11 protein-coding genes and 1 pseudogene are annotated in these 13,998 nt (G+C 40.1%); 4 read left to right on the top strand and 8 right to left on the bottom strand.

The annotated features are described in order from the left end of the window. Positions 1 to 4 precede the first annotated feature (4 nt). Both ACU8V8_RS11210 and ACU8V8_RS11205 read right to left on the bottom strand, forming a co-directional pair. The gene (locus tag ACU8V8_RS11210) at positions 5 to 643 is read right to left on the bottom strand and encodes a LysE family translocator (RefSeq protein ID WP_446887533.1); all 639 of its coding nucleotides are present in this window, start codon (positions 641 to 643) and stop codon (positions 5 to 7) included. Continuing rightward, on the bottom strand, positions 643 to 1,839 hold the full coding sequence (locus ACU8V8_RS11205; RefSeq protein WP_446887532.1) for a multidrug effflux MFS transporter: 1,197 nt from the start codon (positions 1,837 to 1,839) through the stop codon (positions 643 to 645). Before ACU8V8_RS11205 ends, ACU8V8_RS11210 begins: the two co-directional genes overlap by 1 nt. A gap of 186 nt (positions 1,840 to 2,025) precedes the next feature. Between ACU8V8_RS11205 and ACU8V8_RS11200 the strand changes: the two genes are divergently transcribed. Next, complete coding sequence (locus ACU8V8_RS11200) at positions 2,026 to 2,499, top strand: hotdog fold domain-containing protein (RefSeq protein ID WP_446887531.1); 474 nt, start codon at positions 2,026 to 2,028, stop codon at positions 2,497 to 2,499. A gap of 2 nt (positions 2,500 to 2,501) precedes the next feature. On the opposite strand, the gene ACU8V8_RS11195 is transcribed toward ACU8V8_RS11200, so the two are convergent. From ACU8V8_RS11195 to ACU8V8_RS11175, 5 genes are all read right to left on the bottom strand, one after another. Further along, entirely contained in the window at positions 2,502 to 2,993 is a 492-nt protein-coding gene (locus tag ACU8V8_RS11195; protein WP_421959134.1) for a bactofilin family protein, read from the bottom strand. Then, complete coding sequence (locus ACU8V8_RS11190; RefSeq protein ID WP_446887530.1) at positions 2,983 to 4,131, bottom strand: M23 family metallopeptidase; 1,149 nt, start codon at positions 4,129 to 4,131, stop codon at positions 2,983 to 2,985. The genes ACU8V8_RS11195 and ACU8V8_RS11190 overlap by 11 nt, the downstream gene beginning before the upstream one ends. 153 nt (positions 4,132 to 4,284) lie before the next feature. Continuing rightward, complete coding sequence (gene fahA, locus ACU8V8_RS11185; RefSeq protein ID WP_446887529.1) at positions 4,285 to 5,598, bottom strand: fumarylacetoacetase; 1,314 nt, start codon at positions 5,596 to 5,598, stop codon at positions 4,285 to 4,287. 114 nt (positions 5,599 to 5,712) lie between these two features. Then, positions 5,713 to 6,759: a 4-hydroxyphenylpyruvate dioxygenase gene (hppD, locus tag ACU8V8_RS11180; RefSeq protein ID WP_087532062.1), complete on the bottom strand. Its 1,047-nt coding sequence runs from the start codon at positions 6,757 to 6,759 to the stop codon at positions 5,713 to 5,715. Positions 6,760 to 7,072: 313 nt separating this feature from the next. Beyond that, positions 7,073 to 9,808 carry a metallophosphoesterase gene (locus tag ACU8V8_RS11175; RefSeq protein ID WP_446887528.1) on the bottom strand — a complete coding sequence of 912 codons (2,736 nt, stop codon included), beginning with the start codon at positions 9,806 to 9,808 and terminating at the stop codon, positions 7,073 to 7,075. 206 nt (positions 9,809 to 10,014) lie between these two features. On the opposite strand from ACU8V8_RS11175, the gene tnpA reads away from it, so the two are divergent. From tnpA to tnpC, 3 genes and pseudogenes are all read left to right on the top strand, one after another. Beyond that, on the top strand, positions 10,015 to 10,311 hold the full coding sequence (gene tnpA, locus ACU8V8_RS11170) for an IS66 family insertion sequence element accessory protein TnpA (RefSeq protein WP_446887527.1): 297 nt from the start codon (positions 10,015 to 10,017) through the stop codon (positions 10,309 to 10,311). Next, positions 10,311 to 10,658: an IS66 family insertion sequence element accessory protein TnpB gene (gene tnpB, locus ACU8V8_RS11165; RefSeq protein WP_087534705.1), complete on the top strand. Its 348-nt coding sequence runs from the start codon at positions 10,311 to 10,313 to the stop codon at positions 10,656 to 10,658. The genes tnpA and tnpB overlap by 1 nt, the downstream gene beginning before the upstream one ends. 95 nt (positions 10,659 to 10,753) lie before the next feature. Continuing rightward, positions 10,754 to 12,275: pseudogene (tnpC, locus tag ACU8V8_RS11160) on the top strand (IS66 family transposase). A 164-nt stretch (positions 12,276 to 12,439) separates the two neighbouring features. On the opposite strand, the gene ACU8V8_RS11155 reads toward tnpC, so the two are convergent. Further along, positions 12,440 to 13,936: a peptide MFS transporter gene (locus ACU8V8_RS11155; RefSeq protein ID WP_446887526.1), complete on the bottom strand. Its 1,497-nt coding sequence runs from the start codon at positions 13,934 to 13,936 to the stop codon at positions 12,440 to 12,442. Positions 13,937 to 13,998: the final 62 nt, after the last annotated feature.

The following is a 13,998-nucleotide window of genomic DNA, read 5'->3' as shown; positions in this document are numbered from 1 at the left end:
GTTATTACATTAGTAGATTAATGGCCAGTGCTATAAATACTACGCCTGTTATACGATCTATCCAAATCTGGCTTTGTGGATGTGCTCTAAAATAGTTTGCAATTTTATCGCCAAAGTAAATATAAGTGCAGTCGATAGGAAAAGCAAAGAGAGGGTAGAGTAAACCAAAAAATGCCAGTTGAAATGAGGTTGAACTCGACAACGTCGGATCAACAAATTGTGGTATGAAAGCAATAAAAAATAGCGCCACTTTTGGGTTAAGCACTTCAGTCATCATAGCTTGTAACATCACATTGGATTTCTTCTTAGTGCTTACGTGAGGCTTATCTTCGCTATTGCATTGTGGTTTCATAAACGTGCTTTTAAGCATAGTTACACCTAAGTAACAAAGGTAGGCAGCGCCAGCGTACTGGACTGTCGCATATGCTGTCTCAGAGGCTTTTAAGATAGCAGTTAAACCAACTACGGCTAATAAAGTGTGTACTACGCCGCCAAGGGCAAAACCAAACGCACTTTGTAAGCCAGCAGCACGGCCATTAGCAAACGTTTGCGCCATTAAAAACGCATTAGAAGGCCCAGGTGCCACTGCTATTAAAAAACTCGCGGCTAAAAATGATAATACAAACTCTGGATTGACGAGCATTACTTTGCCACCTCAGTTGTTGGGTGATAAATGTCTGCTTTGCGCGTGATTAAAATTAGCCACAGTGGTAACAATAGCAATAAATGAAAGGCAATAAATTGCGGTGCATTAAAGGGCAGCACTTGGGTTAATATGACTAATACACCTGCACCACTCATTTGCATTAAGCCAATCAGTGCCGATGCGGTGCCTGCTTGCTTTGGAAAATGTGACAAGGCCATGCCCGCGGCGGAACCTAAGCTCAGTGCAAAACCAAGTGCAGCTATTAATATAGGTAACATAAAGGTGAAGGCTGTTTTAAACTGACTTAATAACAATATAAGCACGCCAGAAAAAATAAGTAAGCTTACCCCTAACTTTAATGCTTTTTGGCTGTGACGTTTGATATACAAAGGCGCAATAAAGCTGGCGACGATACTAATAACTGCATTCAAGGTAAACCAAAAAGTAAAGTCACTCACAGTGCCGCCCAGCTCAGTCATGATCCAGCCCGGTGCAAGAGTGACAAAAGCCAAAATTGCCGACATGGCTATCATGCATAGAAGGCTGTTAAAAAAGAATACATTTGTGGTAATGATTGGCACAAACCGACGTAAGTCTAAAATATGCCCTTGATAGTGACTATCACTTGGCCGAGTTTCTTTAAAAAAAAGCAGGGTGATTATTAAACCTAGGCTAGCAAAACCGACTAAAAATAAAAAGTTCATTCGCCAGTCAAACTGCACGGTTAACCAAGCGCCTAAAATTGGTGCGAGCGCTGGCACAAAACATACAATTCCATTTAAGTAAGTGATCATTTGGCCACTCTTAGCGCTACCGTATATGTCTCGTACAATTGCAAATGCCACAACAAAAGTTGCACAAGCGCCAAATCCTTGTAGTGCTCTAGCAATCATTAAAACACTAAAGCTTGGTGCTAGGTAGGCCAGTAAGCCAGCGATTCCATAAAGGCTTATTCCTGTAATAGCAATGGGTTTACGGCCAAACTTATCAGCTAAGGGCCCTGCAATAAGCTGACCCAAACCAACAGTGAGCATAAAAATAGCAACAGTGAGCTGCACTTTTTGCTCATCCACTGAAAATGCTTGTGCTATTTCAGGAAAAGCGGGCAGATAAATATCAATAGCCAACGGGCAGAAAATAATAAGTAATGCGAGAATTAATACGATATGCAATGAGTGTTCAGTTTTTGGCATGGATGCTCCTTAATCCTGTATTTTATTGTGCCGAACTAAAAAATGAAAGGGATATTCAAGCAACATACGTTGTCATCATAACTAAAATCATTTGTGAGCCAGAGCTTGATTGTTTATTAATCTTTGCTTGACTGGTCTGATGTGTTAATTTATTTCTATATAAACAGCATTCGACTGAGAAAAATAATGAGTGATAAATCTGCCGTTCTAAAAACCTGGTTAAAATTAAAAAAGTTACCGTTTGGTAATTGGCTATTTACTAAAGCCGTCTGCTTTAAAGCCCCTTATTTTGGTTCAATGAAACCCTATATTTTAGATGTTAGAGATGGCTATTGTAGTGCCGTAGTTAAAAACCGCCGTAGAGTTCATAATCACATTGGGACTATTCATGCCATTGCCCAATGTAATTTGGCTGAACTATGTGCAGGGGTTATGGTTGACGCAACAGTGCCCTATAAAACCCATCGCTGGATCCCAAAAGGAATGACGGTTAATTATTTAGCAAAAGTGGATACAGATGTGACAGCTATTGCTGAGATTCAGTTACCAAGGCCATGGATTGATAAAGAAGACTTAGTGGTTCCGGTCAAACTGTATAATACCCGCAATGAGCTTGTATTCACCGCAGATATTACAATGTACATTACTAAGAAAAAATAACCTTATTCTTTTTCTACGGCTTGTTTGTTGAAAAAAGACAAGTCGTTATCGCCTTCGTTTAAAACCGATGTTAGCTCAGGTTTTGACTCAATTGATTGACTGATCAACTCAACAGTTTCGGCCTCATGCCGCTGTTTTAAGTTACCCTCAATAACAGCACCAGCTTCAATACTTAACGTATCTTGATAAACATCGCCGTGTACTTCGGCAGTTTGTTCAATCGTGACCTTACTCGCGTTGAGTGAGCCAATAATTTTGCCTTTGACAATAACGCTATCTGCGACAACACTACCTTCAACAGTACCTGTGGTACCAATTACAAGATGACTAACTCTTACATCACCATCAATTCTGCCATCAAGTTGAACTTCACCCTGACTGACTAACGAACCAGTAAGACGAACGTCTTCAGATATAATTGAAGGTGCGTGATTAGTTCTTTTAAGTTGGTTACCAACTGAGCTAGTATTAGTTTGCTTTTTTTTACCGAACACGAGAAAGCGCCTTTGTAATTTTAACTGGATTAACATGTTTGTCGTTAAGTAACACTTCATAGTGTAGGTGAGTGCTCGTACTTCTGCCAGTACTGCCCATCAAGCCAATGACATCATTTTTAGTAACTGACTGTCCTTTTTTAACTTTAATTTTATTAAGGTGGCCAAAGCGTGTTACAAAGCCATTTTTATGCTCAAGTTCAATAAAGTTACCATAGCCGCCATTGCGTCCGGCTCGTAGTACGGTGCCATCGGCAGGGGCAAAAATTTCAGTCTTATGCCACCCAGCTAAATCAACACCTTTATGAAAAGCACGACGACCATTCATTGGATCTTTACGTAAACCATAGCTGCTCGAAATATAATAGTCAGCAGCGGGTAGTGACTGTGGAAGTTCGCTGAGTAAACTCTCTAGGTTGTTCAGAGATAATAGTTTATCGGCAGTGGCTAAAAATTCGCTGGGGATCCTTGATTCATCAAATAAGTTCAACGGACCACCTTGGGCTGAATCATTAACTGGATAATTTAATTGATTAGCAAGCGCTGTATCAAGGCCTGCACCTTTGAGCATTGTTAAAATGTTTTGTTGGCGCTGATCAATATGAGTTTCTAGCTTATTAAAGCTTTGCTTATATTGCGTACTGAGTGCAGCTAGGCGTTGCTCAAACGAACTGCTTTGCTGTAGTGGTATATGACTTCCCTTAATTTCATCTATTAACGGCTCATGTAAGTCGCTTTGTTGCTGTTTTTCTTCAAGTTCAAGTGTCGTACTATCTTCAGCTGTACTTAGAGAGTCGGGTAGTGATTCAATCATGCTTTGTAGTAATGCATGCTTTTGTTCGAGCGTGGCTAATTGTTCTAACTGTTGTTCATGCAGGCGCTGTTGCGCTTGTTGCTGCTGTTGCCATTTTTGTTGTTTTGTTATTTGGCTTTGCTCAATATCAGAAATTATATTGGTTTGGCTATAAACCTGCAAAGTAGAAACTGTTAACCAAGTTATTGCTGTTAAAATACAAAACACGGCAAAAACTTGCAGCCAAGGGGCTAAGATCACATGCTTCACTTCACCATTTTGACGGATCAAAAGCTGTCTAGCTGGGAATAATTTGTGATAAAAAGACTTAATAAATACTGACATGGCTTATAAATACTGGCTATTAACCAGATTAAGATAGCAATTTGATATAAAAAAGCCAGAAAAAAATTGTAACCTTTACAATTTAGTGTGTAAAAAGCGCCCGGTCGAGCGCTTTCATTTTTTAACAAATAGTTAAAAAGTTAGGTTGTTTAATCACTTAGCAGGAAGAACTGTGCCTTCAACAGAGCCAAAGCCAATTCGAGCAAAACCTTCTTTTTCGCACCAGCCGCGCATGATTACATTATCACCATCTTCTAAGAAGCTGCGTTGCTCACCATTACTTAGTGTGATCTTCTCTTTGCCACCACGTGATAGCTCAAGTAAAGAGCCTGCTTCTTCGTGAGTTGGGCCTGATTGTGTACCTGAACCTAGCATGTCACCTGGCATAAAGTTACAACCATTGACGGTATGGTGAGTTACCATTTGCGCTACTGTCCAGTATGAATGCTTAAAGCTTGATTTAGACACTTGCGCCGGAGTATGACCTTCGTCACGCATTTTCTGCGTTTCAATCTGTACATCCATTTTGATATCAAAAGCACCGTGCTCACGGTTATGCGTTGACTCTAAATAATCTAATGGTTGTGGGTCATTTTCATCACGGGTCCATGAGGTTCTGTATGGAGCCAACGCTTCGGTAGTGACAATCCATGGCGATACTGTTGAAGCAAAGTTTTTCGCAAGAAATGGTCCTAACGGTTGGTATTCCCACGCTTGTAAGTCACGTGCTGACCAGTCATTGAATACACAAAAACCAAATACGTGATTTTCTGCATTTTCAATAGTAATAGCATCACCTAATCCGTTACCTTTACCTAAGTAAATACCTAGCTCTAATTCATAATCTAAGCGTTTACATGGGCCAAGTGATGGAACATCGGCATCTGGCGCTTTAGTTTGGCCGCTAGGACGATGGAAAGTTTGTCCTGATACATCAATTGATGATGAACGGCCGTGGTAACCAATTGGCACCCACTTGTAGTTAGGTAGTAATGGGTTATCTGGACGGAATAAACTGCCTACGGCTGTTGCATGATAAATTGAAGTATAAAAGTCAGTGTAATCACCGATGCGACACGGCAGGGCAAATTCAATGTCAGCTTGAGCGATTAATGTATCAGTTAGTTTTGTTTGCTCGGGTGCACCTTCACGTAGTGCTTTAGACAAGGCTAAACGCAATGCTGACCAGTATTGTTGGCCAAGGCCCATAAATTCATTCAAAGTTGCTTGGCTTGCAGCAGCAACCGCTGTTTGGGCATCACCAGAAAAAATAGCTAACTCGTTTACTTTTGCAAGGTCAATTACTTGGTCGCCAATAGCAACTGCACCGCGAAAAGCTTCGTTAGAGTTCTTACGGCGAACTTCTGCAAAAGGAAGGTTTTGAATTGGGAAGTCGCAATTCTCTGCGTTGGCTGATTCAACCCAGCTAGTTAAATTAATATCATGGGTTTCGTTAATGAGGCTCATATTCTTTCCTTATGGTTCGCGCTGATTGGATACACTAGTATATGGAGGCAATCAGCACAAATTTAAACGACAAAAAAGCAGCGATTTCGCTGCTTTTTAATTTCTTTTTAAAACTTATAAAACGCCGCGACGCTCTTGATCACGCTCAATCGATTCAAACAGCGCTTGGAAGTTACCTTCACCAAAACCGCCGTCATCAACACGTTGGATCATTTCGATAAAGATAGGGCCAAATAAGTTTTTAGAGAAAATCTGTAGTAGGTAGCAGTTTTCGCTTTGGCTATCGACTAAAATTTGGTGCTCACGGATTTTTTCTTTGTCTTCAGCAACCCAAGGTACACGGTCAAAAATCGTGTCATAGTACTCAGGAATAATATCAAGTGTGGCAATTGTTGATTTATCTAACTTATCTAACGAGCTAACTAAGTCATCTGTTAAGAATGCTAAATGTTGAACACCTGGGCCATTGTACTCACCTAAGTATTCATCAATTTGGTTATTATCGTTGCCTTTACCTTCGTTAATTGGGATAGAGAAGGTGCCACAAGGTGATTTAAGTGCATAAGAAAGTAACGCTGTTTTTTGACCTTTAATATCAAAGTAACGCACTTCGGTAAAACCAAACACGTCTTTATAGAAATTAGCCCATGTTTCCATCGTGCCTTTATAAACGTTGTTTGTTAAGTGGTCGATGCGCAAGAAGCCCTTGTCAGCAACAATATTTTGTTCGCTTAAATCTTCAAAATCATTTTCATAGATAGAACCATTATCACCAAATTGTTCAATGAAATAGATTAAGCTGTCGCCAATACCGTAAATTGCTGGATATGGTAGGTCTTTATGGGTTGAGTCAGTCGCTGGTTTTGCCCCACGCTCTACAGCTGTTTCGAATGCTTTTTGCGCATTCTCAACACGCCAACCCATCGAACAAATCGCAGGGCCATGGCTTTTTGCAAATTCAGCAGAAAAACCACCACGTTCGTTATTTAGTAAAAAGTGAATATCGTTTTGGTTGTAATAAACGATATCTTTACCTTTAAATGTTTTTAATTTAGAAAAACCAAAATCGGTAAATACTTTGTCCATGTAGTCAGCGTCTGGCGTTGCGTACTCAGTAAATTCGATACCAACTAAACCTAAAGGGTTTTTTACTTCACTCATTTTAATTCTCCCGCAATTTTTAAGCACTGCGTTTTGTTGTATTTAATAGCGCAGATGATTAACCATAAATTGCATGAGGGGAAGAGGGGGCAATTATTTAGCTCAGAGGAGGTTTGTAAATTAAATGGGACGGTGAGTCAAAACTGAATTGCAGGTTCTGAAATACCGTTTTATAAGCTTGAGATTTTTCACTTTAAAAATAATGCTAATATATTTTTTAATATTGATTTATATAGTGTTTATAAGACTTTTAGGGAAGTCGCAGGGTAAATAATAGAACCGTTTCTCTCTATATCTTACCCTGCGGTTGTAATTATTTGTTTACGTTTTTAGCGCGATTGTTAAAAAACTTGCTACGTTGTTCAAGCCAGAGGTTAGGCATGATGGTGGGGGCGTTTTGATAATGGCGTTCTACAGTTTGATTTAGTTCACGAGTGCTCGGTATAAATTGCAGTTGTTGCTGCGCACCACCCATTGTTTTTATTTCATCTCGAGTCATACTTCGCCCAGCGTATAACAGCGCATTTAAATAACCGGGTTCTGTTTCATAATCATCGTCAGTTAAAAGTAGTACGGCTTTATTAAGTGCCCAGCGACTGTTTATTTCACCTTCAGTTTTCACTCCTACTAACTCACCATCTACATACACTTCAAATACACCATTGCTTGGTGCGGTATAAAAGACAAATGCGATGCGATGCCAAGTATCAGGTTGAGTTGCACCAAAATACCCACTCTTACTCGTTGATTTGCCTAATGCACCTTCGGGGTTAATAAAAATATCTGCATCGTCTTCGGGAGTATTTTCTATATTTGTTTGGATCAGTGCACGGTAGATATCCTTAGCGGCAAATGGCCAATATATATCCATGACTATCGTGTAATCTGATACTAATCCTTGCTCTGCAAAATCGCCATTAGCTGGAGTATTTAAATTAATAATTAAGCCTTCATTTGGTGCATGATCGCTAAAAGCCATGACGCCAGATGGGCCATCAATTAAATCATCTATTTCTAGAGAGGTGGTGGTATCGAATGTACTTTCTCTTGGTCCCCAATTTGTAGTATTTGGATCATAGTAGTTTAGTGTTGACGGTCCATAGTCTGCTTTGAATGGATTACTTGCATCGTTAAAGTTCCAAATAGTTATATTATCAATACTTTGGCACGCATTTAGAGGTTTATCTGTATCTATATGTAAACACTGACTGGTACGATAGCGGGCATATTTATCAAGTAGTTCCCAGGTTTCAGCTAATAAAGCAGGTTCAGTGAAACTTATATCGTTAAAGAATAGTTCACCATTAAATGCGGGCCCTTTTTGTAAAGCTAAAGTGTAATTACTGTCATCATTAATAGACTCAGGAAGAAGCGATACCCAGTCAGGTTGACTAGAAACAATGTCTTTTAATTGCGAGCCTGACACTGTTACCTGATAGATAGCGCTAAAACCTGGCGTGTTAGAAGGCTGTCTTTCGACTTTAAAGGCATTATGAAAATCTTCTTGTGTTAGTGTGCCCGGTGTCCAGCGAGTTTGTACTTGAGCGGAGTCAAACAATACAGCATCGACTTGATACTGATGCTGTGCGCTTAGCGCGGTAATTTCCATGACTTGTTCTGCTGTAGGGTAGTTTTCTGAAATTGCTATTTCAGTATTTGCATCTGGTGCATATTTACCCATTATTGAATCTATTTCACTCTGCAGCTGTTCATCAGTCGTTGAGATGGTAGATGTTGCTATAGTTTCGTAATCAATATTCGTAAGCTCTTTCGTATTTGAATCGAAAGTAAGTGTTAAATCCGTCAGCCCTTGGGCAAAGAAGTTAGGTTGTATAACAATACTGCCATTTTCTAATAGTTGATAATTTTCGCCACCATGGGTATGTCCGCCAAGTACTAAATCTATCCCCGGAACATTTTGTGCTATACGGGTATCAGTGCCTTCACCTAGGTGGCTTAGCATCACCATGAAGTCTACATCTTGGCTATATTTACCGACTATTTCTTCAGCTATTTCTTGCCATTCCCAGTTCATTTTAAAGTTCGCGATGAAGTCTGGGATCGGTGCGGTTTCTATTGGTTGATCTAATTCATTCCAGGGCACAGATGTCATGCCAAAAAAGCCTACTTTTAGACAGCCGACTTGTACGATAGAAAACTCCACGCCATCAAAGGTTTGCTCACTATTTCCAGCGTAACGGGTATTACTTGCTAGTACAATTGCATGATCATCATTGGCATATTCTAATAACTGTTGCGGTCCCCAGGCATAATCGTGGTTGCCAACAACGCGGACATCAAATTTCATGGCTTTTATAGCTTCAACGGTTGCTACGCCCAGAGAGGTTTGTTCAGCCACGGTGCCTTTTTCATAATCATCACCGCCATTAGTGAATAAGGTGTAGGGTTGCTCAGTTAATGCGTTGTTATAGTAACTTTTAATACGGCTAAAATACTGCTCTTTAAAGCCAAAGCGGGCGTGCAAATCAGCAACATGGATAAAGCGTAGAGTTTGCTCAGTTTGGTTATCTGTACAGGTAGGGCCTATATTTTTTGTTATTGTAGGTACTGTTCTTGCCTGAACGGCAAAAGTACCAAAGCTAGTCATTAATGCACTAACACTGTTTGAGCTACTGGTTATAGTTGTTAAAGGCTGCCAGAGACCATCGACCAATTGCACTATAGTCAACATTTGCTGTGGTTCAGTACTTGGCACATCAATTTTTATGGTAATAGATTTTTTGAATTCTAAGTCTTGGGGGCTAAATGTATACAGAGGAGAAACAATATCGAGTTCTTTATTAGGGGTATCTAACTCGGCTTTACTAAAAATAAAGCTTGTGTCAACTGTAACTGAATTAGCGGGAGCATTTAGTTGAACTAAATTGTTATCAAAACTTTTAACTAACCCATTATTTGCTGAAATCACTAAGCCTGTTTCTTCAACTTCAAAGTTAGTATCTTTTTTCGTATCGTCACCGCCACAACCGTTTAGTAAAACTAAAGTAGCCATAAAAATAAGGAGTTTAATTAATGAAGAGAAAGACATATACCTGTACTACCAATTAATCGAATAGCTTAATCATATCAGTTATAGAAATAAGCTTGTAGAAAAATCATTCATCAACGATTCGAAAATACACTAAATTAGTTTGTTGATTAATACTCCTCAATGGTAAGCGTCTAGCAAAATGCACCTGCAAGTAACTCACCAAAACAATTAAGCTATTTCTGAATTTCAATGAGGAGATAGTCATGAGAAAAACACGCTACCTTGAACAATGGCGCAGTATTATTGAAGAACAACAAGCCAGCGATTTAACTATCACTGACTATTGCCTGCAACATGCTTTATCAAAAACAAGCTTTTATGCCGCACGAAGTAAGCTTAATGGATCATCAGGCAGCTTTGTTCGTGCTAAAGTAGCTAAACACGTTGACGTCACCGAACAGCAACTGTCGATTACCCTCGAAGTCGGAAAAGTAAACGTCAGTTTGCCTCCCACAACGCCTGCATCTTATCTAAGCCAATTACTACGCGAGCTTAACTGATGAAAATGTTTGTTGAACCTAAGTGTATTTACTTACACCGCGATGCTGTGGATTTTCGAAAATCCATTGATGGTCTGGTCGCAATCGTTGAGGGTGAGCTTGAACGTGACGCCTATACTGGCGCTTTATTTTTATTTTGCAACAAAGCGAAGGATAAACTCAAGCTGGTTTACTGGGATAAAACGGGGTTTGCTTTGTGGTACAAGCGGTTAGAAAAGCAAAAGTTTAAATGGCCAAACAAAGCCAGTCTGCAAGAATTTGAGCTCAGTCCAGAGCAACTGGATTGGTTGTTGTCGGGATATGATGTGCTTGGTCATGAAGAATTGCAGTATCAATCGATGATCTAATCGATCATATTGACAGTAAATGATCGTTGCCACACCGTCTGCTTTATCTTTGCGTCAAGCAAGAAAACAACGTCAAATTCTGTTAAATTGCGAACATGAAAATTGATGCACACTCACTTCCTGACGACCTGGAACAACTCAAGCGTATGGTGCTTGAGTTGCAACAAGTCGTTGCTGAAAAAGATGAGCAAATTCACGAATTACTGCAAGCTTATAACGCAAAACTTGCCAAAGAGTACGCCAAGAAATCTGAAAAGATGCCGGGTGCAGGCGAAGTATTCAATGAAGCAGAAGACACTCTCGATGAACATGATAAAGCGCTATTGGCTACATCGCCCTCAGTAAAGAAAGAAAAAGCCAAACCGAAACGCCGCCCACTGCCGGCGCAGTTGCCGCGAATTGAGGTGGTTGTTGACCTCGAAGAGGATGACAAAATATGTGATTGCTGTCAAAGCCCCCTTCATAAAATGGGTGAAAGCAGCAGTGAAGCACTGGAATTTGTACCAGCGCATATCAAAGTAATCAAAACCATTCGCCCAAAATATACGTGTCGTCACTGTGAGCGAGAAGGGATTGAAAGTGTAGTAAAAACCGCCCTAATGCCTGCAACCCCTATTCCAAAAAGCATCGCAACCCCCAGCCTGCTGAGCCAAATAATCATGTGTAAATACCAGTTTGGTTTACCACTTTATCGCCAAGAAACAATGTTAGCCGATATTGGTATTGAGTTGAGCAGACAAACGATGTCGAGCTGGATGTTGCGCTGCGCAGACCTGTTGTCCCCTCTGTATAAACGCTTAAAAGACGTGTTGTTATCTCAACCGGTTATTCACGGCGATGAAACCCCGTTAAACGTCATTAATGCAGATAAAGCAACCAGCTATATGTGGCTGTATTGCTGCGGCGATGATAAACCGGGTAAAGGCACTAATATTGTCCTGTTTGATTACCATAATAGTCGTGCAGGCCAATGTGCGGTTGATTTCCTTGATGGTTACCAAGGCTACATGCACGTTGACGGCTACAAGGCTTACGAGCAAACGAATGCAACACTGGTTGCGTGCTTAGCCCATATACGCCGTAAGTTCATCGAGGCCAAAGGCAATAATAAAAAAAACCGTTAAAGCGGATGTAGCACTTAACCTTATTCGCAAACTCTATGGTATTGAGCAAGCCATCAAAGGTAAGCTGGCCGATGAAAAATTCACCGTTAGGCAGCAAAAAGCCAAACCAATCGTTGATGAATTGTATCAATGGTTACTCAAACACAAAGATAAAATCCCTCCCCAAATGGCGCTAGGTAAAGCAATTACCTATGCGATAAATCAGTTTGAGAAATTTCGGCGTTACCTCGATGATGGCAGGCTCAGTATTGATAATAACCGTGCAGAGCGAGCCATAAAACCGTTCGTAATAGGGCGAAAAAACTGTTTATTCTCAAATACCTGCAATGGTGCACATGCCAGCGCTATACTTTATAGTCTTGTTGAAACTGCAAAGGCAAATGATCTTGTAGTGCATGACTACATCTCAACGTGCTTGCAACATATTGCAGAGCAGCCAGATAACCTTGAGCCACTTCTGCCTTGGAACTTTAGCAAAGCTAGGTGTCGTTAGCTATACGCTTACCCTCAATGCTTAATTTTTTGTATTAAACATTATTTTTAGTGACTAAAAATGAGTAAATTTAAATTGCGATGGGTTTGAAAGTAATAAGGCAAGATATTGCTATCTTGCCTTTTAGGAAAAGTACATTGCTGTTAATGCATAAGGTTTATGAACTACTGAGCACTTGTCTCAGATAAACCTTGCTTTTCCCATATTCTGGCTTTAAAGCTCATCAGTACTAATACAATGCCTACACCTATACTAAATAATGCGATTTGTAGATATAGATAAGGAATTTCTTCCATATTATTAGGATCAAAACCACCAGCAAGGATACCCGCTATAATGTTACCAATAGAGTAAGTAAGTACGAATATCCCCATCATTTGACCAGAGAAGCGTTGTGGAGATAAACGGCTAACAGCACTTAATGCTACAGGGCTTAAACAAAGTTCACCTACTGTATGTAAGAAGTAGGTTGTTACTAACCAATAAGGCGCAACCTTTAAGCCTTCAGCGGCGTAATGAGCAGCCATAAACATAACTAAAAAACCACTCGCCATAATGATAAGACCAAATGCACATTTGACACTGTATGACGGTGAAATCATTTTTTTAGATAGGTTAATCCAAAGGGCTGCAAAAAATGGAGATAATACAATAATAAAGATAGCATTTAATGACTGAAACCAAGCGGTAGGTATTTCAAAGCTACCTACAAGACGATCAGTGTAGTCACGAGCAAATAAATTCAGTGAAGAGCCAGCTTGTTCAAAGCCTGACCAAAAACAGGCTGAAGCTACACAAACTAGAAACAATGCCCACATGCGTCGTTTTTCAGCTTCGGTTAACTTGCCTTTAAAATAGATAATCCCAAAGTATGCGAAGAAAATTAGTGAAAACACAATCGCTACATAACCGGCAATAATCACAGGATCAATAACTAAATTACCAGTCATTGCAGCAACAACCACTGATGCAACAATAATGACAAATGCCACAATAGCAAACCAAGTGCGTGTGATACCGCGAGGGCTTAATGGATTAGCCGGCGCTGAACTATGACTAGGTAAATGCTTAGTGGTTAAATGATATTGAATTAGACCAATACCCATACCAACAGCAGCTGCACCAAATGCCCAGTGCCAGCCTACATTTTCCATAAAGTAACCACAAACGTAGTAACCAATAATTGAACCTAAGTTGATACCCATGTAGTAGATGGCATATCCACTATCACGACGCTCATCTTCGCTCGAGTAAAGTTGGCCAACCATCGCGCTGATATTTGGCTTTAATAAGCCGGTACCAGAGGCTACAAATACTAAGCCAATAAAAAACGAATACTCATGAGGTACAGCCAAAATAATATGACCGATCATGATGATGATACCACCGTACCAGACCGCTTTTTGGCCACCAAATAAACGGTCAGCGAGCCAACCACCTGGTAAGCCTAAAAAGTAAACCGCACCTGTGTATAAACCATAGATAGCCGCTGCTGACGCGACAGTGAAACCAAGACCTTCTTCTTGCAAACTAGCAGTCATGAAGAGTACTAGTAAGGCACGCATGCCATAATAGCTCATTCGCTCCCACATCTCAGTGAAGAACAGTGTTGAAAGTCCTTTTGGGTGGCCGAAAAAACCCCCAGTTGAAGATGAACTCATATTTACTTCCTAACTTATATTATTATTGCGGCCTTATATTTTTGCTTTTATTGCTCGTGTAA

It is taken from the genome of Pseudoalteromonas sp. SaAl2 (genome assembly GCF_052947895.1).
The sequence above is the reverse complement of the archived record's forward strand: the minus strand, read 5'-3'. Positions and strand labels throughout refer to the sequence as shown.